Raw genomic sequence first — 25,902 nt, 5'->3', positions numbered from 1 at the left:
GGAGCTCTTTTCTCTTAAATATTATGCTGATCAAGCGGCTTTGTAAAAGCTTTCGCCAGCATCAGCTTTTGCGCGGAAACTCATTGGAGGCTTGAAACGCTCGCCATATTTTTGAGCCAACATGTCAGCGGTCCGGACAAAATTGTCGACGCCGATTGTGTCGATATGACTCATCGGACCGCCAGTCCAAGGGGCGAAGCCCCAACCGAAAATCGCACCCAGATCGGCTGATTGCGGATCTGACACCACGCCTTCGTCAAAACATTGAGCGGTCGCAATAAGCTGAATATACATCAAGCGTTGTTTGACTTCTTCAACCGTCGGCTGGTTTTCAGCGAGCGGGAAATGTTCTTTCAAACCGGGCCAGAGCTTTTTCGAGCCATCATCGGCATATTCATAAAAGCCGCCACCAAAGCGCCGTCCCCGACGGTCAATTTTCTTGACCATCAATTCCATGAGCTCCTCAGTCCCGCTTGGTACATAGGCATCACCCATTTCTTCCTGGGTTGACGTCATGATATCATAGCCCAGTTGCAAGGTGGTTTCATCAACAATGGCAAGCGGTCCAATGGGCATGCCCATGGAAATGGCCGCATTTTCAATCAAGGCGGGATTAACCCCTTCGGCCACCATCATCGTCGCCTCATTGGCATAAGGCGGGAAGACGCGGTTGGTGTAAAATCCGCGCACATCTTTGACGACAATTGGTGTCTTGCGGATGCGAGCATTATAGTCGAGCGCAACCGCCAGAGCCTTGTCACCGGTTTCCTCACCAGGAATGATTTCCAGCAACGGCATTTTTTCTACCGGCGAGAAAAAATGCATGCCGATAAATTGATCTGGCCGTTCGCTATTTTTTGCGAGACCGGTAATCGGCAAGGTGGATGTATTGGATGCGAAGACCACATCTTTGCCAATAACCGCTTCGGTTTTCTTGATCACGTCCGCTTTGACATCGGGGCGCTCAAACACCGCTTCGATAATCAAGTCGACATCTTTCAAATCGTCATAATTATCGGTTGGCGTAATCCGCGCCATGAATGCGTCCGCTTTTTCCTGAGTCATCTTGCCGCGCTTCACGCCTTTGTCGACAATCTTCTGACTATAGGCGATCGCTTTTTGGGCTTCCTCCATATTGCGGTCGAGGACAATCACATTCATTCCGCCTTTGGCCGTGACATGGGTGATACCTGACCCCATAAGCCCGGCACCCAGAACGCCGACAGTTTTTAGGTCGGTCGCCGGAACGCCTTCGGGCCGCATCGCGCCTTTGTCGGCCGCTTGCTTGTTCACGAACAAGGTTCGGATCATATTCTTGGCTTGTGGCCCCGAAAGCAATTTGGTGAAATATTTGCTTTCCACTTTTAGCGCGGTGTCGATGGGCAACATCGAACCTTCATAGAGACAAGACAGGATTGCCTTGACCGCTTCATAATTGCCTTTGCTTTGTTTGAGCGCCATTGCCGACGAACCGAGATAAAGCGGTACGGCGCGCGGATCCATTGAACCGGCACCACCAGGGAATTTCCAGCCTTTTTTATCCCAAGGAGCCGAGGCTTTCGGATTGGCTTTGACCCAGGCTTTGGCTTTTGCGACGACATCTTCCGCGGGAACGACTTCGTCGACAATTTTTTGCGCTAGTGCTGCTTGCGGGTTCATCGGCTGACCCATCATGATAGCCATGCCAGCGGCTTGCAATCCCGCGAGACGCGGCAGGCGCTGTGTGCCGCCGCCGCCGGGCAATAGGCCAACTTGCACTTCAGGCAGACCCAATTGCAATTTTGGATTATCGGCACAAACCCGATAATGGCAGGCCAAGGCCAGTTCGAGACCGCCGCCAAGCGCCAGACCGTTTAAGGCGCAAGCAACCGGTTTGGCGTGGGCTTTGCCTTTCAGCAAATCTTTGGCGGTGTTGCCGCCGGTTTCCATTTTCCGAAGAATGCCGTTCAGGCCCCAGGCTTGATCAAAGGCTTCTTTCATCGACGTCGCCTTGGACGATCCGAGCATATTCAGATCCGCGCCGGCTAGAAATCCGGATTTCTTGCCGGAAGTGATGACAGCGCCTTTAATCGCGTCATTGGTAATCAGTTCTTCCACAAATTTTGGAAAATCGGCCATCAAGCCTTCGTTCCAGACGTTCATCGACTGGCCAGGCAGATCGATGGTGACAAGGGCAATACCGTCGCTGTCAATATCGACGGTGAGTGTTTCGTAAGTCATGAATTATATCCTGCTAAATAGGGTATGGGAGTGGGTGGGAAAGGCGATCTGCCGATCAGTTCACTCGCTCGATAATGGTGGCAATGCCCATGCCGCCGCCGATGCACAGCGTCGACAAAGCGGTTTGTTTGTTGGACCGTTCCAGCTCATCGAGCACGGTACCCAGGATCATTGCGCCAGTGGCGCCCAAAGGATGGCCCATGGCAATGGCGCCGCCGTTTACATTAATATCATTATGATCAACATTCATCGCTTCCATGAAACGCAGAACAACGGCAGCAAAGGCTTCGTTCAATTCCCAAACATCAATGTCGCTGGCGTCCATACCGGCGCGCTTGAGCGCTTTTTGCGCGGCAAATTCAGGGCCGGTCAACATGATAGTCGGTTCGGATCCGATCGAAGCCATGGAAACAATACGCGCGCGTGGTTTCAAGCCATATTTGGTTCCCGCTTCTTCATTGCCAAGCAGCACCGCTGCGGAACCGTCGACAATGCCAGAACTGTTACCAGCATGGTGGACATGATTCATTTTCTCGACATCAGGATGTTTTAATATGGCGACATCGTTAAAGCCGGGCATTTGTTCGCCCATCATTTGAAAGGCCGGGTTGAGCGAGCCCAAAGATTGCATATCGGTTTCCGGGCGCATCAGCTCATCATGATCAAGCACGGTTTCGCCAATCACATCTTTGATCGGCAAAATGGATTTTTCAAACCGATTTTCTTCCCAGCTTTTTGCGGCTCGCTTCTGACTTTCCATGGCATAGGCATCAACATCATCGCGGCTATAGCCATATTTGGTCGCGATCAGATCCGCGGAAATACCTTGGGGAACAAAATATTCCTGAAAGACCAGGCTGGGGTCAGCCATGCCGCCTAATCCATCACTGCCCATGGGCACGCGCGACATGGATTCGACGCCGCCCCCGACAGCGAGATCGGCTTCACCGGATTTGATTTTACCAGCAGCGATATTTACCGCTTCGAGACCGGATCCGCAGAACCGGTTCACCTGAATGGCTGACGTGGTATCTGCATAGCCCGCTTTCAGTGCGGCCATGCGACTGATCACAGCGCCTTGTTCTCCGACCGGAGACACGCAACCATAAGCAATATCCTCGACTTCATGTCCATCCAGCTCGTTGCGGTCATTGACCGACGCCAAGACTTGGGATGCCAAATCGAGAGCGGTAATTTCATGCAAGCTGCCATCACTGCGGCCTTTGCCACGGGGGCTGCGCACAGCGTCGTAAATATAGGCTTCGGTCATGCGATATTCCTTATTTTGATTAAGTCTGAACTATTAAGTGCATAGTTAATGTTGCGCTGCAGCACAGTCAAGCAGTTTACGTAAACGTAAATTAAAAACTGGAGCGACTCGCCTGAGCTTTATCGCTGCTGATCACAGTCTAGTCAGACGGTTTGGCTATTCAAGCGAGAAGCTTATTCCAAAATGCTTTGATATTTCTGACTGAAGACATCGCGGCCAACAATATAGCGCATGATTTCACTGCTACCGGCATAGATGCGGCTCATCCGCGCATCGGTGAAGATGCGGCTGATTTCATATTCTTTCATATAGCCAGCGCCGCCATGTAATTGGAGACCAAGGTCTGCCATTTCCCATTCAATTTCACTGCCCAGCATCTTGCCTTTTGCGGCGATATTGGCGTTGAGACCGCCTTGGTTGTGCACTTCGACACAATGATCGACATATGTTTGCAGCATGTCAATTTTGGCGTCCATTTCGGCCATTTTAAACTGGGTGTTTTGCATGTCGCTGAGTTTTTTCCCGAAGACATCGCGTTCCATCACGAAATCACGCGTCACATCAAACGCGCGGCGGGCCGAGGCGGCATAGCCGACCATCGCGATCAGACGTTCTTCGGCCAAGCCTTCCATCAGATGGATAAAGCCTTTGCCCGGTGTTCCGAGCTGGTTCTCTTTTGGAATTTTGACATTGTTAAAGAAAAGCTCGGCCGTATCTTGAGCATGCAGACCAATTTTTTCTAGATTCTGGCCGCGTTCAAAACCTTCCATGCCGCGTTCGACAATCAGCAACACCATCGCATGCTTGTCGTCAACGCCAGCTATTTTAGCTGCAACGATTACGACGTCAGCGTTGATGCCGTTGGAGATATATGTCTTGGACCCGTTCAGCACCCAATGATCGCCATTATCTGTGGCGGTCGTCTTCATGCCGGACAAGTCACTGCCGGCGCCAGGCTCGGTCATGGCGACGGCAAGGATGGTTTCGCCGCTGACGCATTTGGGCAGGAAGCGTTCGCGCTGTTCCTCGTTTCCGATATTCTTGAAATAGGGTCCAACCAGACGGCTGTGCAGCGTGTTATACCATTCCGCGCAGCCCGCCCGGGTGGTCTCTTCAATGATAATTTGTTCATAGCGAAAGTCATTATCGCCCATTCCGCCATATTTTTCATCCGGCCAAACCATCAGAAAGCCTTGATCACCAGCCTTTTTGAATATGTCGCGGTCCACTATTCCCGCTTCGCGAAATTCATCCATACGCGGGGCGACATCATCGGCGAGAAAACGACGATAGGCATCGCGGAACATATGCTGTTCTTCGGTAAATTTACGCATGGAAGAAATCCTTCATTGATTCGTGTTTGGTGATCAACTGTCTGAGACAGCCGATACCGATTCTGGTTTAACTGGTCAATTAAAACACGTGACTCCATGCCCGGCAACCTGTTCTTTTTGTCATGTCCGCCAAAGACTCTTGGTCGTTGCAATCTGTTGAAAAGGCTTGTTAAGAGTAGCCATGGCGAAAAATGATGACAAACCCTTCATTCTGGGCCTCGGTGGCACCACCAATCCCTATTCCTCGACAGAGCAAGCCCTAGCCATTGCCTTGAAAACTGCGTCTGATGCCGGCGCCGAGACCGAATTATTTGGCTCGTCGCGCTTATGCGCCCTGCCGCATTATCTGTCAGACCCGGCCGGCTTGAACGATACGGGCAAAGCTTTGGTTGCAGCGGTCCGCCGAGCAGACGGTATCATTATCGCTAGCCCCGGCTATCATGGGACGATTTCGGGTTTGGTGAAAAATGCCGTGGATTATATTGAGGAAACCTCGGGCGATGCGCGTGTTTATCTGGATGGATTACCGGTGGGATTGATCGTCACCGCTTATGGTTGGCAGGCCACTGGATCCACATTGGCCGCGATGCGTTCTATTGTGCATGCATTGCGCGGCTGGCCGACACCTTTGGGCGTCGGGATTAACGCTTCGGGCGGCATATTTAAAGACGGACTATGTACGGATCAAACGGTGAATGAGCAGCTGCATTTGGTCGCCGAACAGGTCATGCGCGGCTCTCATCGGCGGGAATATTAAACGCGATCAACCTGCGGGCTGCGCAGCATCATAAAATTCACGGTACCATTGCACGAACCGCATCAATCCATCTTCCAGCATGATCTTGGGTTCATAGCCCGTTAACGCGTGCAATTTGGATATATCGGCATAGGTTGCCGTGACATCCCCGGGTTGCATCGGGCGCATGATTTTTTTCGCTTCCACACCCAAAGCTTTTTCCAGCGTCTCGATCATTTCCATCAAGCCGACGGGCCTGCTATCTCCAATATTGAGAACGTGGTGATCACCCGATTCCGGCGGATTATCGAGGGCGCCGAGGATGCCATCGACGATATCGTCAATATAAGTGAAATCCCGGGCCATTTTCCCTTCACCATATACTTCAATCGCTTCACCCGCGAGAATCTTCCGGGTAAATCCAAAATAGGCCATGTCCGGACGGCCCCATGGGCCATAGACGGTAAAAAAGCGCAATCCGGTCTGCGGAAATCCATAAAGCTTGGCATAGGAATGGCTCATCAATTCGCAGGATCGTTTAGTCGCTGCATAGAGAGAGACGGGCGCCACTGCTGGTTCCTCCTCGACAAATCCCTTTCCGCCCATCGGCTTGTCGCCATAAACCGAGCTTGAAGATGCATAGACAAGATGTTCAAAATCGGTTGCGTGGCGGCTGGCCTCCAAGAGGCTTAAATGGCCTTCCAAATTTGATTTTTGATAGGCAAATGGATTGTCAATGCTGTAGCGCACCCCCGCCTGCGCCGCGAGATGCACTATCCGCTTTACCCCATGATCCTGCACCAAAGCCGCCACCGCAGGGGCATCGGCAATATCCATAGGGTAAAAGTCAAATCCGGACAGTGTCTGCAAATTTTCCAAACGCGCGGCTTTTAATTTGGGATCATAATAATCGTTGAGATTGTCCACGCCGATGACGGTTTCGCCCCTTGCGATCAATTGGCTGGAAACGGCATGGCCGATAAAACCGGCTGCACCGGTTACCAGAACCGGATCGGTACGCTTTGCGTCGCTAAGTTGCTGGCTCATACCGCCATTTCCTTGTCAGCCCTAACCCTTGCCTGGTGTGGTAACAGCAAAAAGTAAATATAGCTAACCAACCGCCGCCATACATTGGATCAATGTTCAAATTCCGCGACATAGCGGTCAATTTTCTGCAGCGCATCGGTAATTTCATCCGGCTTTAAAAACGACCCGCGAAAGCTGTTCTTAGCAAGGGTGATAATATCATCTTTGCTCAAATTGAGGGCCGCAGCTGTGGCTTCATAATTGTCATTTAAATAGCCGCCAAAATAAGACGGATCATCGGAATTCATCGTGACACGCAGACCGAGATCGAGCATTTTCTTCAAGGGATGCGCGTCCAGCCTATCAATCACGCACAAGGCCAGATTCGACAAGGGACAAACCGTCAAGGCCAGCTGATTATCCTGCAGTCTTTTGATCAGCTTTGTATCTTCCAGCGACCGGTTGCCATGATCCATTCGATCGATTTTGAGTAGGTCCAGCGCTTCCCAAATATAATCTGGCGGTCCTTCTTCCCCGGCATGAGCAACGACCTTCAAACCCAATTTTCGCGCGGCGGCAAAGACATTGGTAAATTTCGATGGCGGGTGACCCAATTCGGAAGAGTCCAATCCCACGCCGGCAATGTGATCGAGATAGGGCCGGGCTTGTTCCAATGTGGCAAACGCATCGTCTTCAGACAGATGGCGCAGAAAACACATGATCAACTGGCTGCTAATGCCCAATGTTGATTGCGCATCCTCCATCGCGCGCAATATGCCAGAAATCGCGGTTGAAAAGGCAATGCCGCGTTCGGTGTGGCCTTGTGGATCAAAAAATATTTCCGCGTGTATGGCATGGTCTTCGGCAATGCGCTGGAAATAGGCATATGTGAGATCATAAAAATCCTGTTCGGTGCGTAGAACATTCATGCCTTGGTAGTAAATGTCGAGAAAATCCTGCAAATTTGAAAACGCATAGGCTTCGCGCACTGCATCGGCGGATGCAAAGGGGATTTCCAATTGATTGCGCTGCGCCAAAGCAAACATCATTTCTGGCTCGAGCGAGCCTTCAATATGCAAATGCAATTCTGCTTTGGGAATGCCGGCAATAAAGGCTTGGCGCTGGTCTGGGGAGGTAAAACTCATAGCTTGTTCTTCACTATCTGGGGTGGGGAAACGGTTTCTTCTCCGAAAATAATCGCAGCGTCCGCTTTGTTATCGCATATTTCTGCTTTGCTCAGCCCGTCCAGTTCATGCGGAAAAATCAACCAGTCCTCGGTTTCATGGATGAAAAAATCGGGATGCAAATCAGTTTTGTTGCGCGAGGGTTTGCTGTAAATCGTCGCCACCCGAACATCTTTGGGCATATTGTGCCGGCACCGCTCGCTCAATTCTTTCAAAAAGGCTTCGATGCTGCGGCCGCTGTCAAAAACATCGTCGACAATCAACAAATTGTCATCTGGATTCAGAGTATCGATCAGATAGCCCAAGGCAAAGACTCGAACGGATCGTTCCTGTTTATCTATACCGCTATAGGAGGAGGTCCGGATGGCGATATGATCCGTCGAGACGCCGTGAAATTCCAATATTTCCTGGACAGCAATACCAACCGGTGCGCCGCCTCTCCAGATACCGACAATATGGGTTGGCGCAAAATCGCTGTTGAAAATTTGCATGCCCAAGCGGAAGCTATCAGACAGCAATTGATCAGCAGAAATATAGGTTTTCGTGATGGTCATATTCGAAGCGGCTCTCGGCTGGTTAAAATGGGAAAGGGTGAAATAATATCTATGATAAAATCATGCGCGCTCTATGCAGGGAATGATAACCGGTGTTGCAAGCATCTTAAACCAAAATTTCCGGAGAGCCACAATGTCATTGATTGTCCATCACCTCAACAATAGCCGATCTCAAAGGATTTTATGGCTGCTCGAAGAAATTGGCCGACCCTATGAAATCCGGCACCATCAGCGCGATGCCGAGACCAATTTGGCACCGCCCAGTCTGACTAGCCTGCATCCTCTGGGCAAAGCGCCGATGATCGAGGATAATGGCCGGATGATCATCGAGTCCGGTGCGAATGTCGAATATATATGCGCTCATCATGGCGGCGATCAATTTGTTCCACCGCGCGATACGGACGATTATATCCAGCATCTTGAATGGCTCCATTTTGCGGAAGGGTCGGCGATGACCCCGATATTGCTCAACCTCTATGTTGGCAGATTGGAAGACGCTGGCGCTCCATTAATGCCGCGTATCAACGAACAGCTAGCCAGCCATTTTTCCTTCATGGAGAGTCAACTGCATCCCTCTGGACATTTTGTCGGAGACAGCCTCAGCGCTGCGGATTTTATGCTGAGCTTTCCAGCCGAAGTTGCCATGGCACAAGGCGGCGCCGAAGCTTATCCGAAGCTGGCGAAATTTGTCGAATGGCTCCAAGCGCGCCCCGCTTATCAGCGCGGTCTCGAAAAAGGCGGAGACTATAATTTTGCTCCGTCGCAAAACGGCTAGTTTGCCGCCGCGTTTAGGGCCGAGCAATCCACTCTGAACAGAGGATGCAATCCCAATCGAAAAGTGCCATGGGCAGGAAAGAAAATTTATGAATATAAGAGACAAAATCATTGTGGTTACCGGCGCAGCCAGCGGCATAGGAGCGGCGATGGCGGATTGTTTTGCCGGCGCGGGTGCTCGGCATGTCATATGCTCTGATCGTGATCTACCAGGCGCTCAAACGGTTGCAGAGGCTATCGGCGGAACGGCCATTCAGACCGATGTCGCCAAGGAAGCGGATATTGCCGCGCTGATTGAAATGGTGGAATCGGATATTGGCCCGATTGACCTGTTTGTTTCCAATGCCGGGATCATTATGGAAGGCGGCGTCGAGGTTGCGGATGAGGCCTGGCAGTCGATTTGGGATATTAATGTCCTCGCCCATATTCGCGCGGCACGTATCTTGGTTCCAAAAATGCTGGCACGTGGCGGCGGTTATATATTGAGCACCGCTTCTGCAGCGGGCCTGCTCGCGCAAATCGGGTCCGCGCCCTATTCGGTGACCAAACATGCCGCGGTCAGCTTTGCTGAATGGCTGGCCATCACCCATGGGGACGATGGTTTGAAAGTATCTGTGCTCTGTCCGCAAGGTGTCGCCACCGCAATGACGGCAGATATTGACACATCGACAGTGGCCAAAGACGGCATGTTGTCGGCGCAAGCTGTAGCGCAAATCACTTTGGAAGCGATTGAGGAAGAGCGCTTTCTGATTCTGCCGCATCCTCAGGTTGCCGATTATATCAAACAAAAAGGCAGCGATCCGGAACGCTGGATTACCGGCATGCAGCGCTGGCAAGCGCAGCTCAAGGCTTAGCCATTGCGCAATGGCCGCAGGGATCATCTCTACGCCCTAACAATAATGGCCTGATAAAATGGAGCATTGGGCGAAGCTGCCCATGCGATTAGCTTCCTCCGCAAATCATAAAGGAGGATTCGAAATGGCATTGGTATCCGTCGTTGGAGCAACCGGGCGTCAAGGTTTGGCGCAGATTCGACAATTGGGCGCGACCGGCCACCGGGTTCGCGCGCTTTCGCGCAGTGAAACCCCGGATCTGGGCGGCAGCAACATTGCGGACGAAGCCCGAATATTTGACCTTTATGATGAGGAAACCTGGGTGCCTGCTTTTGAAGGCTCGGATGCGGTCTTTTACACGCATCCGCTGCAAGCCCGCGAAGACCGTGCCACATTGACCGGACGTGTAGCAGCGGCGGTACAACAGGCAGGAGGTAAGCGGTTTATCTGGAATACATCCAGCTGGATCCCGGAACGGCCGGGCGAACCCTTTACCTATGGCAATAATACCATTGCGGTAAATTCGATATTTCGTTCTGGCGTGCCAGCGACTATTTTCGGATCGGTTTTGTTCATGGACAATTTGCTGACCAATTGGGCGCGGCCGTTTATCGTCAACGAAAGCCGTTATGTTTATCCCCATGAAGCGCATCTTGAAGCCAATTGGATCAGCCTTGATGATGTCGGCAAATGTATGGTGGCAGCCATGGAGCGCCCTGATTTTGAGGGATCATGGATGAACATTGGTGGGCCGCAGCGTATTAAACCGCCCCAGGTTGCAGAAATTTTGTCGAAAGTTTTTGGCCGCGAAATCAAATATGACCCGTGTACCCCGACGGAATTTGGTGATTTGCTGGTCAACGCCTTTGGCGATGATGTGCCGGAAGAAAATCGGGCGACAATGTCGGCCGGGATTGCCGCGTTTTACGAATTTAACAACAAGTCCGAAACCAAACCCTTTGAGGTTTGTACGGATTTTATGCAGCAGCGTTTGCCAGAAGTAGAGTTTGAAACACTCGAACAATGGGCGGTCCGACAGGATTGGTCTGACGATGCCCATCGGCCACCCGCGGGCTGATTGGACAGAGCGCGCCGCGCGTCAGGCGATTAAAAACACCTGCAAATGAACCTTTTTGACCTTTTCCGCGACTATCGGGGTAAAGGTCATTTAGGTTGTACATGCGCTATAGTGATACAGATAGAGTTTTTGACGCCTTGTTGTTACGCCGTTTGCAGGCAGGCGACAGGCGGGCCGGTGAACGGTTGGCGGCGCGCTGGTACCCACGGCTGCTGCGGACAGCTTATCGCCTGTTGCGCGACCGGGATCAAGCCGAATCAGCCGTGCAGGAAGCCTGGAGCGGTATTTGCAGAGGATGGTTTGGACTCAAAGATCCAGCGCGTTTCCCGGCCTGGGCCTATCGGATTCTGCACAATAAATGCACCGATCGCATTCGCCATAATATTCGTCATCGTAGTCAGAATATGGAGTGGGGTGAAGATGAGGCTGTGATCCAACCGCGCGGCGAAGACAAGGTGTCGCTGGATCAAGCTTTCGCGCAATTGGGCACTGATCACCGGGTGGCTGCTATCCTGTATTTTCAGGAAGGACTGACAATGCGGGAAATAGCAAAAGTCACCTCGACCGCCGTTGGCACAACAAAATCCCGACTATTTTATGCCCGCCGTCAATTGCAGACGGCTTTAGACAATCACACTGAAGGAGAAAAACATGAGCATGTTTAAGAGTGAATGGGACGAAAGTCTCAGTGCGGAAGATAAAGCCTTTTTGTCTGATCTGGAAAATGGACGAGGATTGTTCGAGCAATTGGGCGCGACGCTGCAAGGGCCGATGCGATTTTGGTCTTATCTGATCACCTTCACGACCTTTTTGATGTTTATCGCGACGGTTTATTCCGGATGGCAAGCATTTCATGCCGTCGAACTTCGCGAAACCATCTTATGGTCTGCGGCCGTTATCGTCCTGTTCATGATGGTGGGTTTTTCGAAAAACTGGCTGTTCGAACGGATGAATTTATTGTCGGTATTGACCGAGTTGAAAGCTTTGGAATTGCGGGTGGTTCAATTGAGCGAACGGGAAAACTGAGCCGTTAAGCAATCATGCGCTCAATAAACCAGTAGGTGGCAATAATGCCAACGCCATAAGAAGCGGCCAATTTGGTTGGTTGAAGCCACTGCTGGCGAGCCTTACGGATCAGCGCCAATATCAAGAAAGCGGCGGCGACTATGGCCAATTGCCCGATTTCAACGCCGAGATTGAAGGTGAGCAAAGCCATCGGAATGGCCTGTTGCGGCAGGCCGATTTCGGCAAGCGCTCCGGCAAACCCAAAACCATGCAGCAAGCCAAAAAGAAAGGCGACAATCCAAGGATAGCGTTCCGACAATCTGAGCCCATCGTCTGGATTATGGCGCTGCGCTTTGATGATTTCCATAGCGAGAAAGACTATCGACAAGGCGATAATCGCTTCGACCGGTTGGGATGGGAGCGAGAAATACCCCAGGGTTGTTCCGATCAGTGTGAGGCTATGGGCGAGTGTAAATGCGGTCACAGTTTGGGTCACCAGCCAGCCGCTTTTGAGTAACAGCACCAGTGCAACCACAAATAGAAGATGATCAAAGCCCAATAAAATATGTTCGATCCCGAGCAGGCCATAGGTCCATGCTACGTTGGTGATCGCATCGCCTTTGGCAATTTTTGCCGAGGGTGCGTCAGGCGTGAGGCGCAATGTCTGGATTTCACCGTCCAGCGGTTTGATGCGAACCAAGGCATCGGTCGTCGACAAGGCCAAGCCGCTCAGGCCAATTGTCTGACCCGCGATCGGACCATCACAGCGCAATTTTTGATCAGTCACAATATTGGTGTCAATAAAGCGGCGATTTGCTTCGCCAATATTTTCGCATATCTGGGGAATCTGTGCTTCGCCTTTACGGCCTAAGCGCGACTGCGCAGAGGCTTTCCATCGGATCGTCCATTCGCTTTGAGAAAGTTGATCCATTTCGAGATATGCGGGGCGCAATTCATCGGCATGAGCCGCCGGCGTCGAAAGCAGGACAGCGCAGGCCATGCAAATTTTCCAGAATAGGCGCATGATGGTCATTCGCGGCCAGCGATGGTGACCGAATAATCTTTGCGATAGGCTTGAAAAGCGTCTTCTTCTTGCGCTGCTTTTTGTGCCGCTCGCCAATCGTTTAATACGGTCTGCCGAACGTCTTCCAGAGCGGGAGCAGCGCCGGGTAATTTCTCCGAGATTTTCACAAAATGCAGCCCAAAACCGGATTGGATAGGACCGTGCCATTGGTCCATCGGTACAGCGTTGAGCTGGGCCGAGAAAATTTCTCCAAATTGCCGTTCAATCGCAGCATTTTCGGCTTTGCGCACTGCGCGAGCCAGGGACAGAGGTTGACGCCATTTTTCTCCGGATTCGGGCGATTTTTTGAGCTTTTCCAAAATGGTCGTTGCTGATTGTTTGCCAAAATCAGGATCTTGTCCGAGATAGATTTGCTCGAAACTGTATCGCGCTGATTGGCTATATTTTTCGGCATGGTTATCGAGCCACTTTTGCAACACAGTATCGGATGGTTCTGCATTGGAAATTTCGCGATTATCAAGAAAGCGCATTTTGGTAAAAAGCCGCCGCCGCACAACCGGATCGTCTCGATCCAGCCCGAGCCGCAACGCTTCCCGATAGTAGATTTCCTCTTTGATTTCCTGATCGATCAGGCTGGCCAGTTCGGCGTCTGTTGGCAGCCTTCGAAAATTTTGAATCCATGCGGTTTCGAGCCGTTCTATATCGGTCTTGCCAATCGCAATGTCATAATCGGCCGGATCGCGATTGGATCCGGTAGCCCAGAAAAAGCCAAAAATCAGCAAGGCCCCGATCAGAAAATGTACCAGCGGTTCTTTGAGCAATTTCATCATCGCCTCTTAGCTTGCAACCAAAGCGCAAGAGCCCTTTGCATGGAGGTCAGCTTTTCGCCGCTGTGGGTGTATACCAAATTGGCGACGAATAGGCCCGCTCTTGCTGGATTTTGATGACGTCGTCTGGCAAGGTCAATCCGAACTTCAAGGCGTCATAGACCGGCCAAGTCGGGGTCGGAATTTCGAGCACGCGGACATAATAAAAGGCATTTTGGTTGGCTTGGAAATCCGGATCCTGCCACCAGGTGGTCAATTCTGGCGCGCCGATATTATTTTCCCAGCTGGCATCGGCCAAGTTCACGCTGTTGCCAACCGAAGGCAGCGTGCCATCGCCGCCCATTTTCCGGCTGTCCGGACTGCTCCAGCTGATATTGTAGATTTTTTCCTGACTATTCCCGCTATTGTCGATCCAGCCTTTGACAATCTGAACCCGATCGAGATTAGCGCTTTCCGGATCCATCAAGGCGGAGACAAGGAAGCTAGGTGCTTTGCCGTCCGTGCCGGTTAAATCGCCACCCATTGGCACGCCTTTATCATAGCCGGCCCGCACCAGATTTTTGATATCATCTTCAGAAAAGTCAAAGCCGCCGAAAAACCGTACCTGCATGCGCGGTCCGGTTGTGGCATAGACTTCGCGGCGCATCATGGCGTCAAAAATGGCTTCGCGCGTATTGCTGGTCGCCCAGACCGCAGCATAGCCACTTGATAGATAATGCCATCCAAATCGGCCTCTGCGGGTGCCGAGATTCTGGGGCGCGAGCGCGCGATCCTTATTGTTAAATTCGTTGCCGCTATGCTTGCCGAAGAAATTATTCTCATCCGCTGTCGCCAGGGATGTGTGGCTGTCGGTTGATCCGATCAGGCCAAATTTAAACGGATTGGCACCCAGTTTGAGCGTAAATTCCAATCCCCGCTTCAAGGCCTCCCGCGCGTAGCTTCCAGCATAGCTTTCGGGGGGCATATTTTTGCCGCAACTCAGGTTGCATTGGTCCCAACCGGCATCTCCAAAACTGGCAAATTCATCATTGGGAGACAAGAATGGATGACTTTCGCTATCGCCTTTAATTTGGGTGACTTCAACAATTGGTTCGCGCAGCGCCCGTGTCTTAATATAGGCGGCGTCAATGGGACTGCCATCCAGCTTGTTCATCGCGAACATGCGGCCGTTGGAAACATTGCTGTTATGCGGGATAGCCAACACCTTGCCGCCGGTGTTTTTCTCATATGCGCCCATATAATCCCACAATTGCTCGGGATCACCGGCATCAAAGCTCGCAAATGGCAACATTGTGCTGGTTTTGTCGCCGCCATCGCGGAACATAACAACCCGGTGGAGATTGTCGCCGCCGGGCATAGGCGTATATTCAAAGCCGTGAAACGCAGTAAATTTTCCCGGTTCGTTATATTCATCCAGGGTTTCGCCATGTTCGGTCCACAAGGACTGAATGCGTTCTGCTGATTCTTCCGGATCGAATAAGCCTTCTGGCAAAGTGCCGCTCGCGGCTCCGTCAATCAGCTCCGCCGTTACCGCCAGCGAACCATCATCGCTTTCGTGCATCATATCATACCAGCGGAGCAGGAATTCATTGCCCAACAAGGCAATGCGCGGTGCTTCATATAGAGCCTTGGTTGCGCCCAATGCATCGCTGTGATCGGCAATGACGAGAAAGTCGAGTGGCCGGGATAATTTGGCTTTTGCGCCTTTGCTGGCGGTGACTTCTTCGCCTTTGGCAAAGCGCAAAGCCGCTTCCGTATCGAGCCTGGTACCAAATCCAAAGGCATCAATACTATTGTCGGTGTGAAGATGGGTGTCGCCCCAATAAACTTGTTCAGGATATTCGCTATTGGTGACGGCTTTACCGGAACCACTGGAACCGCTGTCGCCACAGGCTGAAAGCGTTAAAGCTGCTGAACAGCCTGCGAGTAAAAGTGCTTTGCGCATCATATGTTCCCCATCCTGAAGGGCGGAAAACTATCGCTGATCAGACCAATGCGCAAGCGATTGATAGTCTGCGGTTCGGATAGGCGGAATCCGTAACGTCAAGACCGGCCGGGCCGCGCATACTTGACTGCATCATTCACGCATCAGGTGAAAAATATGGCCGATCCCCGGCAATTGTCGCCCGTTCCATGATCCGCCGCTCTGGGAAATAATCGGAGGCGGCAAAATGTTGGGATGCGCGATTGTCCCAAAAGGCTATTGCGCCAACCGTCCAACGGAAACGACATTGGATTTCCGGATTGGACGCGGTGGCATAAAGCTTTTTCAATAGGGCTTTGCTTTCAGCCTCGGCCATGCCGACAATATGGCTGGTAAAGGCGCTGTTGACATAAAGGCTGCGCAGTCCGGTTTCCGGATGGGTGCGCACAACGGGATGTTCTTGCGGTGGATATTGATCATGAAGTTCTTCCGGGCGTTTGTTCAAGCGCCGGGCAAAGACACGGGCAATATCATGCACAGCGGTCAACCCGTTTACAATGTCCTGCAAGGCCGCAGGAAGCCGTTCATAAGCCAGGTTCATATTGGCAAACAACGTATCGCCGCCAACCGGCGGAATCTCCACCGCACTGAGCACGGATCCCAAAGAAGGCTCGGGTCGCCATGTGACATCGCTATGCCACATATTTTCCTGGCCTTTGCTTTGCGGCCCATGAGCAATGCGTAATATTTCAGGATGCGGTTGATCCTTGGGAGTGGCCGGATGAATTTCCAGCGGACCAAATCTTTGAGCAAAATTGAGCAATTGCGACCGGTCCAGATGTTGGTCGCGAAAAAATATCACCTTATGGTCGAGCAGCGCTTGGCGGATGGCGCTGATCTCATCGTCAGTCAAATTTTCTGCCAGATTAATCGCGGATAATTCTGCGCCAATGGCCGGCGTCAACGGTCGTATATCAAATGGGCCTTGAGTAGAGGGCGAGGGCGCTAAGCTGGCCATGTGCATTCCTTGATCCAATGGGCGTTCAATGGGATGCTTAGCATGACTGATGGTCAATCGGCTATCATCTGTTCGGATAGTCAAAAATAGCTTTCATGCCTTGCAAAGCCTTTGCTAGTGACAGCAACACTGATTGTGCAGGAGCGTAAACATGAGCGATATGATTCACCCCGATGGCCGCGCCACAAGCAATAGCCATTGCAGCGCTGCGGATTATGACCGTCTCTACGCGCAAAGCCTGTCAAATCCTGATGCATTTTGGGCCGAACAAAGCCAAAGGATCGATTGGGTCCGAGCGCCAAAAACCATGTCTAACTGGTCTTTTGATCCGGTCGCGATCCGATGGTTTGAAGATGGCATATTGAATATCTGCCACAATGCGGTGGACCGGCATGTTGCGGCCGGGCGGGGAGAAGAAACCGCTTTGATTTTCGAACCGGATGACCCCAATAATGAAGGCCAGCGCTTAACCTATGCCGGTCTCCTCGCCGAGGTCATAAAAATGGCGGGTGCGCTCAAAAAAATGGGTGTGCAAAAAGGCGACCGTGTCACCATTTACATGCCCATGATTTTGGAAGGCGCTATTGCCATGTTGGCTTGTGCCCGGATCGGCGCCATTCATTCCGTCGTCTTTGGCGGCTTTTCTCCCGAGGCTTTGGCTGGCCGGATAGAAGATTGTGACAGCCGTTTTCTGGTCTGTGCCGATGGCGGCTTGCGCGGCGGTAAACCGGTGCCCTTGAAAGCCAATGTCGATATCGCGCTCGAAAAACAAGGCGCTCATGTCGACGCTGTTTTGGTTATCAATCATACGGATAGTGACGTGGAGATGAAGCCGGGGCGGGACCATTGGTTTCATGAAATCTCTGCCGATGTGCCGAAAAACTGTCCTTGCGAACCGATGCAGGCAGAAGACCCATTATTCATCCTCTATACGTCCGGCTCCACCGGGAAACCAAAAGGCGTTTTGCACACAACGGGTGGGTACGCGGTTTGGACCGCGACCACCTTCCACTATGTGTTTGATTATAAGCCAGGGGAAATATTTTGGTGCTCGGCGGATATTGGCTGGGTAACGGGCCATAGCTATATTGTTTATGGCCCGCTGTTAAACGGCGCGACACAGATTATGTTCGAAGGCGTGCCCAATCACCCGGACCATGGCCGGTTTTGGGAAGTGGTGGCGAAGCATGGAGTCAATATTTTCTATACCGCGCCAACGGCCATTCGGGCATTGATGCGCGAGGGCGATGATCCAGTCCGCGCCCATGACCGCAGTTCCATTCGGTTGCTGGGAACTGTGGGTGAGCCGATAAATCCAGAAGCATGGCGCTGGTATTATAACGTCGTAGGGGATGGAAAATCGCCGGTCGTTGATACGTGGTGGCAAACCGAAACAGGCGGAGTGATGATAACCACATTGCCCGGAGCGCATGGCATGAAGCCGGGCAGCGCCGGCAAACCCTTTTTCGGCATCCAGCCCGAGCTAGTCGATGGTGCGGGAGATGTGCTGGATGGCGCTACCGATGGAAATTTGTGCATCACTGCGAGCTGGCCCGGTCAGGCGCGCACGGTCTACGGGGATCACGACCGTTTTGTGCAAACTTATTTCAGCACCTATCCCGGTAAATATTTCACCGGCGATGGTTGTCGCCGGGATGAAGATACCTATTATTGGATTACCGGCCGGGTTGATGATGTGATCAATGTTTCCGGCCACCGTATGGGTACGGCCGAAGTCGAAAGTGCCTTGGTTTCCCATCCCTTAGTGGCTGAAGCCGCGGTGGTTGGATATCCGCATGATATCAAAGGACAAGGCATTTATTGCTATGTCACGCTCAACGCGGGTGTGGACTCCTCTGCTGAATTGCATAGTCAATTGCGCGCGCATGTCCGGACCGAAATCGGTCCGATTGCCACACCGGATCACCTCCATTTTACGCCGGGATTACCGAAAACCCGGTCTGGTAAAATCATGCGCCGAATTCTGCGCAAAATTGCGGAAAATGATTTTGGCAACCTGGGTGATATTTCAACCCTTGCCGATCCGTCGCTTGTGGATGGTTTGATTGACGGACGTCAAAATAGATAGGTTGCACAATCTTGTAATAAAATTACGCAGCTTATTTACGCCAGGAAAGTGACCTGATATCAACAGGGTAACATAAAGGAATCGCAATGCATAAATATCTCCTCCTCGCATCTACGGCTTTGCTTGCAGCCTGTTCGTCGGTCGACAGTGATATTGCCAGCGCCAGTTCCAATGCCGCGCCCTCACCTTCGCCCGCAGAAGCGGTGGAATCCCAAAGCAATATAAACACCCGTTTGGCGGCCTTTTTCGATAATTATGATCAGATAGAAGTGGCCAATTCTCCCTTGGCTAAGTCGTTTCGCGGTATCAATGATGGCGATTATGGCAAATTGGATGACCCCAGTGATGCGGCGGCAATTGCACAATATGAACGCGGTCAAGAAGCGCTGACCGTTATGGAAGCCGAATTTGAACAGAGCCAGCTCGATGCCGCGGGACAATTAAGCTATCGGCTCTTTCAGGTCCGCGCAGAAGGCGCACGCAATGCCTTCCCGTTCCGGCGCAATGGCTATATTTTTGATCAGATGAATGGCGCACAAAGCCAGCTGCCTGCCTTTATGATCAATATTCATCGCGTCGGCAAAAAGGCCGATGCCGAAGCCTATGTTAGCCGGTTAAATGCCGCCGGACCGTATTTTGAAGCGTTGGTCGCCCAATCAGCAGAGCGGGCCAATGACGGAATTATGGTCCCCGATTGGGTCTTTCCCTATGTGATTAATGATGCCAAAAATGTCATTAGCGGAGCGCCGTTTGAACAGGGTGCGGATTCCCCCATTTTTGCCGATCTCAAAAAGAAGGTGAACCGGCTTTCCATACCGGATGCAGAAAAGACCGATCTGATCGCACGCGGACGCGCCGCTCTTAGGGACAGTCTTGCCCCCGCCTATCGCAAGCTTGTGGCTGAAATGACTCGCCAGCAGAATATGGCCGTGGATGGCGACGGGGTTTGGCGGTTCAAAGATGGCGCGGCTTATTATGCAGAGCGCTTGAAAAATTACACGACCACCGATTTAAGCGCGGATGAAATTCACGATATCGGCCTTGAAAATGTCGCCCGTATTCACGGCGAAATGCGCAAGATCATGGCAAAAGTCGGATTTGAAGGCAGCCTCCAGGATTTTTTCAAACATTTGCGAACAGGCGATCAATATTTTCACACCAGCCGCGCCGATTATCTCGCCGAAGCCAACAGCAAATTGGCGGCGATGGAAAAAGAACTGCCAAAATTTTTCAACACTTTGCCGAAAGCGCCATTTGTTATCAAACCGGTTGAGGCGTTTCGGGAAAAATCAGCGGGCAAGGCCTTTTATCAGCGGCCAGCACCCGATGGATCGCGGCCGGGAACCTATTATGTCAATCTCTACGATTTGAAAGGCATGTCCAAAACAGAGCTTGAGGCCTTGGCTTATCATGAAGCCTTGCCAGGGCATCATTTACAACTGGCCATACAGACCGAATTGGGTGATTTGCCTGCATTCCGGAAATTTGGCGGGGTGACCGCCTATTCAGAAGGCTGGGGTCTCTATACCGAGGAACTGGGCAAGGACATGGGTTTTTACACCGATCCTTATTCTGATTTTGGCCGTCTCGGCATGGAATTGTGGCGCGCTTGTCGTTTGGTCGTCGATACGGGTATCCATGACAAGCGGTGGAGCCGGGAAAAGGCGATTGCCTATCTAACCGAAAATACCCCCAATCCGGACAGTGACATTCGCAAAGCGATAGAGCGTTATATTGTTTATCCGGGCCAAGCGACGGCTTACATGATCGGGAAATTGAAAATCATGGAATTGCGTGCGCGCGCGCAAAAGCGCCTGGGTGATAAATTCACCATGGGTGATTTTCATGACATTATTTTGCGCAGCGGCCCAGTGCCCTTGTATATCATGGAAGAGCGGGTGGACCAGTGGATTGCAGACACGCAATAGCGTCTAAACCCTGCCAACCCAATGTCCGCAACTGTCAAAGATTGCTCAAAATTTGTCTATTTTGTCCAATATCAAAGACGGAATCCTAGTGCATTAAGGGCGCGCGACCCAAAGAATACTGACCGCAGAATGTCTGCGGATAGGTTTTCTTTTCCTTTTGGCCTGGTCAAATTTTTGGCCAGGCCAGTTTTTTTTCCTATTTTTTTGCGTATAACCGTGCAACCAAGGATATTCCGGTTCGCCCCCAGAGCCGGAAAAAGGGGTTGGTTTTGGTAAGTTTAAGATATTTCGCACCGGCTGAAGATGTCCGAGACCTGGTCTCGGTCTATTATCTGTTTGAAGTCGAACATGCCAAATTTGCCGATAATGAACGGGCGGCTATTGCTCAATTGCGGTTTTTACTAGACGGAACAGCGGACCTTGGTTTTGCCGATGGCAAAAGCTATCCGGCAAAAGATGCGATGCTGGTTGGTCCCTCCACTGGCTCCATGCATTTTGAAGTAAAAGGCCCGTTTCGCATGTTCGGTGTTGGTCTCCTGCCAGCTGGCTGGGCAGCTTTGACGAAAAAATCGGCCGCCGATTTTGCCGATAAAGCGGTGCCCGCGCATAAAATTTTCACCAAGGAAATTGATAAAAGCCTCACTCTTTTGCGCGGCTGTGAGGATGTTGATGGGATGACGGCCTGGGCCAATAGAATTTTTCGAGACTTGCGCCACCGCGTGAAACCGGAAGTGCAAGAATTCACCAAAATGGTCGATGATTGGCTGTCTTCTGAAGCATCGCCGCCGGTTAGTGCGTTGATGGAGCGATCAGATCAAAGCTCTCGTCAGGTGTTGCGCACAGTCAATAAACTTTATGGCATGGCGCCCAAATATCTCGCGCGGAAATATCGCGCTTTGCGCGCAGCGCGCGCCTATGCCGAGCAGAATGAAGAAGAATTATTGGCGCTGGAAGATGCATTTTACGATCAATCCCATATGATTCGCGAGATTAAGTTTTTCGCTGGCACAACGCCGACCAAATTGCGCGTGGCTGAAGGGGAAACCGCAAAGCTGATTGACAAGCGCGGGCTGCTAAAAGGCCATATACCACCGCTTATTTCTGAGACGTAACCACCACGGACAGTTGCAATTGCCCATAAATAAGACTAAATAGGTCTTATTTAAAGAATCACCCAATTTTGAGAGATTTTATGCGGCTTTCCAGCCTGGCTGACTATGCGGTTGTTTTAATGTCTGCGGCATCGCGACACTGCGGTGCTGCTTTGCTGGCTGATGGCAAGCTGAACGCCTCAACTTTGGCGCAAGAAACCGGTGTTCCGCTTCCCACCACGCAGAAATTGGTCAGCCGATTGTCGGCTGCGGGCTTGATTGAATCAACTCGCGGCGTGGGTGGAGGCATTCGTTTAGCGCGGCCGCCAGCATCGATCAGCCTGGCTGATATTGTGGAAGCAGTGGAAGGGCCTTTGGCGATTACCAGCTGCACCATTGAAGGCAATCATGATTGCGCATTGGAAGATAGCTGCACGGTCAAACCACATTGGGGCGTGGTCAATCAAACGATCCGAAAAGCATTGGACGAAGTGAATCTGGCAAGCTTGGCCGAAGGCCCGGCTCCGCACGGGATGAAAACTATGGAACAGGCATTATGAGCGAATCCGTGAAAACCGAATTGGAAGAGCAAGAGGAGCGCGCGGCGATGAATGCCGAAGCGCAAGCCGCTGTCGACAATGCGAGCAGCTATGAATTTGGTTGGTCCTCCGATATCGAGCAGGATTTCGCGCCCAAAGGCCTGAATGAAGACACGGTGCGGTTCATATCCGACAAAAAAGGCGAACCGCAGTGGATGCTGGACTGGCGGTTAAAGGCTTTCCGCATGTGGGAAACCATGGAAAGCCCGGACTGGGCCAAGCTCGATATTCCAATGATCGATTATCAGGATGCTTATTATTATGCCGAGCCTAAGGCAAAGCCCAAGCTGAATAGTCTGGATGAAGTTGATCCGGAAATTTTGCGGGTTTATGAAAAGCTCGGCATTCCGATTGAAGAGCAAAAAGTCCTCGCCGGCGTTGAGGGCGCGCGCAAAGTTGCTGTGGATGCCGTGTTTGACAGCGTATCGGTGGCGACCACTTTCCGGGAGGAACTGGAAGAAGCGGGTGTGATTTTCCGATCCATTTCCGAAGCGATCAAGGAATATCCCGATCTGGTCCGCAAATATCTCGGCAAGGTCGTGCCGATGAAGGATAATTATTTCGCAACGCTTAATTGTGCCGTCTTTTCCGATGGTACATTTGTCTATATTCCCAAGGGCGTGCGCTGTCCGATGGAGCTGAGCACCTATTTCCGGATCAATGCGGAAAATACCGGTCAGTTTGAGCGCACTTTGATCGTTGCTGATGAAGGCAGCTATGTGTCCTATCTCGAAGGCTGTACCGCACCGATGCGCGATGAAAACCAACTGCACGCCGCGGTGGTTGAGCTGGTCGCAATGGACGATGCGGAGATTAAATATAGTACGGTTCAAAACTGGTATCCTGGCGATGAAGACGGCAAGGGCGGAATCTATAATTTCGTGACCAAGCGCGGTCTGTGTCAGGGCAAGAACAGTAAAATCTCCTGGACTCAGGTTGAAACGGGCAGCGCGGTAACCTGGAAATATCCAAGCTGTGTGCTGAATGGTGAGAATAGCGTGGGTGAATTTTATTCGGTTGCGCTGACCAATAATTATCAGCAGGCCGACACCGGCACCAAGATGATACATAATGGCAAGAACAGCCGCTCGACAATCATCTCGAAAGGGATCAGTGCGGGTAAATCGGACAATACCTATCGCGGGCTGGTCCGCGTCGGAGCCAATGCGGAAAATGTCCGCAATTTCACCCAATGTGACTCGCTGTTGCTCGGCGACACCTGCGGCGCGCATACGGTGCCCTATATTGAAGTGAAAAACCCAACGGCACAGATTGAACATGAAGCCACGACGTCAAAAATTTCCGATGACCAAATGTTCTACGCCCAGCAACGCGGGCTGGACGAGGAAGAAGCGGTGTCGCTGATCGTCAATGGTTTTGCCAAAGATGTGCTCAAACAATTGCCGATGGAATTTGCTGTTGAAGCGCAGAAGCTGTTGGCGATTTCGCTTGAGGGGAGTGTGGGGTGATGCAAGTTATTCTAGCATCTTTCCCAGTTGGCTATTTAGCCGATCACTGCGCCTCCACTGGTGATTGTCTCAGAAACACCCATCAAACAGACTGATTGAAAAGAAAAAGATGCTAAAAATTGAAAATCTCCACGCCTCGGTTGGCGATACGGAAATCCTCAAGGGGCTTTCGCTCGAACTTAATGCGGGTGAAATCCACGCGATCATGGGGCCCAATGGCGCGGGCAAGTCGACGCTATCCTATGCGCTGGGTGGACGGCCCGGCTATGAAATCACATCAGGAAGTGTGAACTTTGACGGTGACGATCTGCTCGAGCTCGATCCGCATGAGCGGGCTGCCGCGGGTATTTTCCTCGGCTTTCAATATCCAGTCGAAATTCCCGGTGTGAGCAACCTGCAATTCCTGCGCGAAAGCCTCAACAGCCAGCGCAAGTCGCGCGGCGAAGAGCCGCTGTCCGGGGCAGAATTTATCAAGCTGGCCAAGGAAAAATCAGCACTGCTGAAGATGGACATGGATATGTTGAAACGCGCCGTCAATGTCGGTTTTTCCGGCGGTGAAAAGAAGCGCAACGAAATGGTACAGATGGGCATTATCAATCCCAAGCTGGCCATATTGGACGAGACCGATAGCGGGCTGGATATTGATGCGCTGAGAATTGTCGGATCCGGCATTAATGCGATCATGCGTCAACCCGATAAAGCGGTGTTGCTAATCACCCATTATCAACGGTTGCTTGATGAAGTGAAGCCGGATTTTGTCCACGTGCTCGCTAATGGCCGGATTGTTAAAACCGGCGGCCCGGAACTGGCGTTGCAATTGGAAGAAGAAGGTTACGAGGCGGTGGCGGCATGATAGTGATGGCTGCTCTTTTAATCGCGGTGCAACCGGTGGCGACGCCAATTGACAATGAAATCGTTGTTATTGGCCGGCGCCTGAACAGCATTTCAGCGATGGTCGGCAAGGACAAAAAGGGCCGTTATACATGCGCGCTCGACAAGTCATCAGGCAACATCAATCTGGACAAAAGATTGTGCAAAACCACCGTCCGCTGTGTTCGCGATGGCGCCGTCGGTGACCAAGCCATTCGATCATGTGTCGATGCCGAGAAGCCCAAATTGCTGGCAAAATTGCGCCGTGAGTTGAAAAGGTCTCGCAAATGACGGCCCTAGCTCCTCTCCCGACCAAGCGCGATGAAGCGTGGCGCTATGCTGATCTGAAAGCGGTCGAAGCGGTCTGGTCTAAGCTGGACGGGCCAGAGCGCCTGATTGTTGCTGCCGGTGAAACCGCCTCTCGCCAAATTACAGAATTACCGATGATTGATGGTACCGGATTTGTCGATCTCGACATTGTCATTGGCGACCATGCCAGTTTTGCTTTGCACTTGCTCGCCACCGCGGCTGATTATGGCCGCATTCAGGTCAAGGTGACGCTTGGCAAAGGCGCCCATTTTGAATTGGGCGGCGCGATATTAGGCAATGGCACGCAGACGCTGGAAATTGTGACGGAGACGATTCACGCCGAGCCGAATGCCACATCCAATCAGGTCGTGCGCTCGGTACTTGCGGCCAAAGCCACCGGCAGTTTCCTCGGCAAGATTAATGTTGCCCGCGACGCGCAAAAGACGGACGCGGCCCAATCGGTCAAAGCCATGTTGCTCGATCGGACGGCAACCGCCAATGCCAAGCCGGAGCTCGAAATTTTTGCCGATGATGTGAAATGTGCGCATGGCGCAACGGTTGGCGAACTGGACAAGCAGGCGCTTTTCTATATGGCCTCGCGCGGATTGTCGCCCGAGCGTGCACAGCAGCTCATGCTGCAAGCGTTTATCGCCGATGCTTTTATAAGCTTGGATGATGATGCTGCCCGCGCGAAAATCGAAGAGAAAGCTCTGGCTGCATTGGAGCGATTGTCGTGAATG

The 25,902-nt window shown here is 51.8% G+C and carries 24 protein-coding genes; 14 read left to right on the top strand and 10 right to left on the bottom strand.

Annotated elements, in window-relative coordinates; translation table 11 throughout:
* Window positions 1-30 precede the first annotated feature (30 nt).
* The 3 genes from ABJU74_RS07940 to ABJU74_RS07930 all read right to left on the bottom strand — a co-directional run bounded on the left by ABJU74_RS07940 (window position 31) and on the right by ABJU74_RS07930 (window position 4,824).
* Complete coding sequence (locus ABJU74_RS07940) at window positions 31-2,220, bottom strand: 3-hydroxyacyl-CoA dehydrogenase NAD-binding domain-containing protein (protein ID WP_348383583.1); 2,190 nt, start codon at window positions 2,218-2,220, stop codon at window positions 31-33.
* 55 nt (window positions 2,221-2,275) lie between these two features.
* Window positions 2,276-3,490, bottom strand: a complete 1,215-nt coding sequence (locus ABJU74_RS07935; RefSeq protein WP_348383584.1) for an acetyl-CoA C-acetyltransferase — start codon at window positions 3,488-3,490, stop codon at window positions 2,276-2,278.
* A gap of 173 nt (window positions 3,491-3,663) precedes the next feature.
* Window positions 3,664-4,824 carry an acyl-CoA dehydrogenase family protein gene (locus ABJU74_RS07930; RefSeq protein WP_348383585.1) on the bottom strand — a complete coding sequence of 387 codons (1,161 nt, stop codon included), beginning with the start codon at window positions 4,822-4,824 and terminating at the stop codon, window positions 3,664-3,666.
* 181 nt (window positions 4,825-5,005) lie between these two features.
* Between ABJU74_RS07930 and ABJU74_RS07925 the strand changes: the two genes are divergently transcribed.
* Window positions 5,006-5,581: an NADPH-dependent FMN reductase gene (locus ABJU74_RS07925; RefSeq protein ID WP_348383586.1), complete on the top strand. Its 576-nt coding sequence runs from the start codon at window positions 5,006-5,008 to the stop codon at window positions 5,579-5,581.
* Between the two features lie 6 nt (window positions 5,582-5,587).
* Here ABJU74_RS07925 and ABJU74_RS07920 read toward each other — a convergent pair whose 3' ends face one another.
* The 3 genes from ABJU74_RS07920 to ABJU74_RS07910 form a co-directional block, all read right to left on the bottom strand.
* Entirely contained in the window at window positions 5,588-6,607 is a 1,020-nt protein-coding gene (locus tag ABJU74_RS07920; RefSeq protein ID WP_348383587.1) for an NAD-dependent epimerase/dehydratase family protein, read from the bottom strand.
* Window positions 6,608-6,696: 89 nt separating this feature from the next.
* A complete protein-coding gene (locus ABJU74_RS07915) occupies window positions 6,697-7,731 on the bottom strand; it encodes an adenosine deaminase (RefSeq protein WP_348383588.1) in 1,035 nt (344 codons plus the stop codon).
* Window positions 7,728-8,324, bottom strand: a complete 597-nt coding sequence (locus ABJU74_RS07910) for a phosphoribosyltransferase family protein (protein ID WP_348383589.1) — start codon at window positions 8,322-8,324, stop codon at window positions 7,728-7,730. Before ABJU74_RS07910 ends, ABJU74_RS07915 begins: the two co-directional genes overlap by 4 nt.
* Window positions 8,325-8,457: 133 nt before the next feature.
* Between ABJU74_RS07910 and ABJU74_RS07905 the strand changes: the two genes are divergently transcribed.
* The 5 genes from ABJU74_RS07905 (at window position 8,458) to ABJU74_RS07885 (ending at window position 12,035) form a co-directional block, all read left to right on the top strand.
* Window positions 8,458-9,099: a glutathione S-transferase gene (locus tag ABJU74_RS07905; protein WP_348383590.1), complete on the top strand. Its 642-nt coding sequence runs from the start codon at window positions 8,458-8,460 to the stop codon at window positions 9,097-9,099.
* Window positions 9,100-9,187: 88 nt separating this feature from the next.
* Window positions 9,188-9,952: an SDR family oxidoreductase gene (locus ABJU74_RS07900; protein WP_348383591.1), complete on the top strand. Its 765-nt coding sequence runs from the start codon at window positions 9,188-9,190 to the stop codon at window positions 9,950-9,952.
* Window positions 9,953-10,076: 124 nt separating this feature from the next.
* Window positions 10,077-11,009: an NmrA family NAD(P)-binding protein gene (locus tag ABJU74_RS07895; RefSeq protein ID WP_348383592.1), complete on the top strand. Its 933-nt coding sequence runs from the start codon at window positions 10,077-10,079 to the stop codon at window positions 11,007-11,009.
* A gap of 101 nt (window positions 11,010-11,110) precedes the next feature.
* Window positions 11,111-11,674: an RNA polymerase sigma factor gene (locus ABJU74_RS07890; RefSeq protein WP_348383593.1), complete on the top strand. Its 564-nt coding sequence runs from the start codon at window positions 11,111-11,113 to the stop codon at window positions 11,672-11,674.
* Window positions 11,661-12,035, top strand: coding sequence for a DUF6768 family protein (locus tag ABJU74_RS07885; RefSeq protein ID WP_348383594.1), 375 nt, complete (start codon window positions 11,661-11,663; stop codon window positions 12,033-12,035). The genes ABJU74_RS07890 and ABJU74_RS07885 overlap by 14 nt, the downstream gene beginning before the upstream one ends.
* A 4-nt stretch (window positions 12,036-12,039) precedes the next feature.
* Here ABJU74_RS07885 and ABJU74_RS07880 read toward each other — a convergent pair whose 3' ends face one another.
* The 4 genes from ABJU74_RS07880 to ABJU74_RS07865 all read right to left on the bottom strand — a co-directional run bounded on the left by ABJU74_RS07880 (window position 12,040) and on the right by ABJU74_RS07865 (window position 16,891).
* A complete protein-coding gene (locus ABJU74_RS07880; protein WP_348383595.1) occupies window positions 12,040-13,014 on the bottom strand; it encodes a HupE/UreJ family protein in 975 nt (324 codons plus the stop codon).
* A gap of 29 nt (window positions 13,015-13,043) precedes the next feature.
* Window positions 13,044-13,868: a peptidylprolyl isomerase gene (locus ABJU74_RS07875; RefSeq protein WP_348383596.1), complete on the bottom strand. Its 825-nt coding sequence runs from the start codon at window positions 13,866-13,868 to the stop codon at window positions 13,044-13,046.
* A 46-nt stretch (window positions 13,869-13,914) separates the two neighbouring features.
* The gene (locus tag ABJU74_RS07870) at window positions 13,915-15,813 is read right to left on the bottom strand and encodes a DUF3604 domain-containing protein (RefSeq protein ID WP_348383597.1); all 1,899 of its coding nucleotides are present in this window, start codon (window positions 15,811-15,813) and stop codon (window positions 13,915-13,917) included.
* Window positions 15,814-15,946: 133 nt separating this feature from the next.
* Window positions 15,947-16,891 (bottom strand): TauD/TfdA family dioxygenase, encoded by a 945-nt coding sequence (locus ABJU74_RS07865; protein WP_348383598.1) that lies wholly within the window; start codon window positions 16,889-16,891, stop codon window positions 15,947-15,949.
* 67 nt (window positions 16,892-16,958) lie between these two features.
* Here ABJU74_RS07865 and acs point away from each other — a divergent pair, with 67 nt between their 5' ends.
* The 8 genes from acs to ABJU74_RS07825 all read left to right on the top strand — a co-directional run bounded on the left by acs (window position 16,959) and on the right by ABJU74_RS07825 (window position 25,899).
* A complete protein-coding gene (gene acs / locus ABJU74_RS07860; protein ID WP_348383599.1) occupies window positions 16,959-18,896 on the top strand; it encodes an acetate--CoA ligase in 1,938 nt (645 codons plus the stop codon).
* 86 nt (window positions 18,897-18,982) lie between these two features.
* Window positions 18,983-20,824 (top strand): DUF885 domain-containing protein, encoded by a 1,842-nt coding sequence (locus ABJU74_RS07855; RefSeq protein ID WP_348383600.1) that lies wholly within the window; start codon window positions 18,983-18,985, stop codon window positions 20,822-20,824.
* Between the two features lie 269 nt (window positions 20,825-21,093).
* The gene (locus ABJU74_RS07850; RefSeq protein ID WP_348383601.1) at window positions 21,094-21,936 is read left to right on the top strand and encodes a DUF6597 domain-containing transcriptional factor; all 843 of its coding nucleotides are present in this window, start codon (window positions 21,094-21,096) and stop codon (window positions 21,934-21,936) included.
* A gap of 80 nt (window positions 21,937-22,016) precedes the next feature.
* On the top strand, window positions 22,017-22,475 hold the full coding sequence (locus tag ABJU74_RS07845; protein WP_348383602.1) for an SUF system Fe-S cluster assembly regulator: 459 nt from the start codon (window positions 22,017-22,019) through the stop codon (window positions 22,473-22,475).
* A 47-nt stretch (window positions 22,476-22,522) separates the two neighbouring features.
* Entirely contained in the window at window positions 22,523-23,983 is a 1,461-nt protein-coding gene (gene sufB / locus ABJU74_RS07840) for a Fe-S cluster assembly protein SufB (protein ID WP_348384021.1), read from the top strand.
* A 109-nt stretch (window positions 23,984-24,092) separates the two neighbouring features.
* On the top strand, window positions 24,093-24,836 hold the full coding sequence (gene sufC / locus ABJU74_RS07835; protein ID WP_348383603.1) for a Fe-S cluster assembly ATPase SufC: 744 nt from the start codon (window positions 24,093-24,095) through the stop codon (window positions 24,834-24,836).
* Complete coding sequence (locus tag ABJU74_RS07830; protein WP_348383604.1) at window positions 24,833-25,144, top strand: hypothetical protein; 312 nt, start codon at window positions 24,833-24,835, stop codon at window positions 25,142-25,144. The genes sufC and ABJU74_RS07830 overlap by 4 nt, the downstream gene beginning before the upstream one ends.
* On the top strand, window positions 25,141-25,899 hold the full coding sequence (locus ABJU74_RS07825; protein ID WP_348383605.1) for a SufD family Fe-S cluster assembly protein: 759 nt from the start codon (window positions 25,141-25,143) through the stop codon (window positions 25,897-25,899). The genes ABJU74_RS07830 and ABJU74_RS07825 overlap by 4 nt, the downstream gene beginning before the upstream one ends.
* The last annotated feature ends 3 nt before the right edge of the window (window positions 25,900-25,902 follow it).

It is taken from the genome of Parasphingorhabdus sp. (assembly GCF_039982415.1).
Classification (GTDB): Bacteria; Pseudomonadota; Alphaproteobacteria; order Sphingomonadales; family Sphingomonadaceae; genus Parasphingorhabdus.
Note: the sequence above shows the minus strand (reverse complement) of the source record. Positions and strands in the feature narration are given on the sequence as shown.

What these genes read in the sequence shown, in the direction of transcription:
- ABJU74_RS07940 (WP_348383583.1), bottom strand. Translation starts at nt 2,220, where the DNA reads ATGACTTACGAAACACTCACCGTCGATATTGACAGCGACGGTATTGCC.
- ABJU74_RS07935 (WP_348383584.1), bottom strand. Translation starts at nt 3,490, where the DNA reads ATGACCGAAGCCTATATTTACGACGCTGTGCGCAGCCCCCGTGGCAAA.
- ABJU74_RS07930 (WP_348383585.1), bottom strand. Translation starts at nt 4,824, where the DNA reads ATGCGTAAATTTACCGAAGAACAGCATATGTTCCGCGATGCCTATCGT.
- ABJU74_RS07925 (WP_348383586.1), top strand. Translation starts at nt 5,006, where the DNA reads ATGGCGAAAAATGATGACAAACCCTTCATTCTGGGCCTCGGTGGCACC.
- ABJU74_RS07920 (WP_348383587.1), bottom strand. Translation starts at nt 6,607, where the DNA reads ATGAGCCAGCAACTTAGCGACGCAAAGCGTACCGATCCGGTTCTGGTA.
- ABJU74_RS07915 (WP_348383588.1), bottom strand. Translation starts at nt 7,731, where the DNA reads ATGAGTTTTACCTCCCCAGACCAGCGCCAAGCCTTTATTGCCGGCATT.
- ABJU74_RS07910 (WP_348383589.1), bottom strand. Translation starts at nt 8,324, where the DNA reads ATGACCATCACGAAAACCTATATTTCTGCTGATCAATTGCTGTCTGAT.
- ABJU74_RS07905 (WP_348383590.1), top strand. Translation starts at nt 8,458, where the DNA reads ATGTCATTGATTGTCCATCACCTCAACAATAGCCGATCTCAAAGGATT.
- ABJU74_RS07900 (WP_348383591.1), top strand. Translation starts at nt 9,188, where the DNA reads ATGAATATAAGAGACAAAATCATTGTGGTTACCGGCGCAGCCAGCGGC.
- ABJU74_RS07895 (WP_348383592.1), top strand. Translation starts at nt 10,077, where the DNA reads ATGGCATTGGTATCCGTCGTTGGAGCAACCGGGCGTCAAGGTTTGGCG.
- ABJU74_RS07890 (WP_348383593.1), top strand. Translation starts at nt 11,111, where the DNA reads ATGCGCTATAGTGATACAGATAGAGTTTTTGACGCCTTGTTGTTACGC.
- ABJU74_RS07885 (WP_348383594.1), top strand. Translation starts at nt 11,661, where the DNA reads ATGAGCATGTTTAAGAGTGAATGGGACGAAAGTCTCAGTGCGGAAGAT.
- ABJU74_RS07880 (WP_348383595.1), bottom strand. Translation starts at nt 13,014, where the DNA reads ATGGCCTGCGCTGTCCTGCTTTCGACGCCGGCGGCTCATGCCGATGAA.
- ABJU74_RS07875 (WP_348383596.1), bottom strand. Translation starts at nt 13,868, where the DNA reads ATGATGAAATTGCTCAAAGAACCGCTGGTACATTTTCTGATCGGGGCC.
- ABJU74_RS07870 (WP_348383597.1), bottom strand. Translation starts at nt 15,813, where the DNA reads ATGATGCGCAAAGCACTTTTACTCGCAGGCTGTTCAGCAGCTTTAACG.
- acs (WP_348383599.1), top strand. Translation starts at nt 16,959, where the DNA reads ATGAGCGATATGATTCACCCCGATGGCCGCGCCACAAGCAATAGCCAT.
- ABJU74_RS07855 (WP_348383600.1), top strand. Translation starts at nt 18,983, where the DNA reads ATGCATAAATATCTCCTCCTCGCATCTACGGCTTTGCTTGCAGCCTGT.
- ABJU74_RS07845 (WP_348383602.1), top strand. Translation starts at nt 22,017, where the DNA reads ATGCGGCTTTCCAGCCTGGCTGACTATGCGGTTGTTTTAATGTCTGCG.
- sufB (WP_348384021.1), top strand. Translation starts at nt 22,523, where the DNA reads ATGAATGCCGAAGCGCAAGCCGCTGTCGACAATGCGAGCAGCTATGAA.
- sufC (WP_348383603.1), top strand. Translation starts at nt 24,093, where the DNA reads ATGCTAAAAATTGAAAATCTCCACGCCTCGGTTGGCGATACGGAAATC.
- ABJU74_RS07830 (WP_348383604.1), top strand. Translation starts at nt 24,833, where the DNA reads ATGATAGTGATGGCTGCTCTTTTAATCGCGGTGCAACCGGTGGCGACG.
- ABJU74_RS07825 (WP_348383605.1), top strand. Translation starts at nt 25,141, where the DNA reads ATGACGGCCCTAGCTCCTCTCCCGACCAAGCGCGATGAAGCGTGGCGC.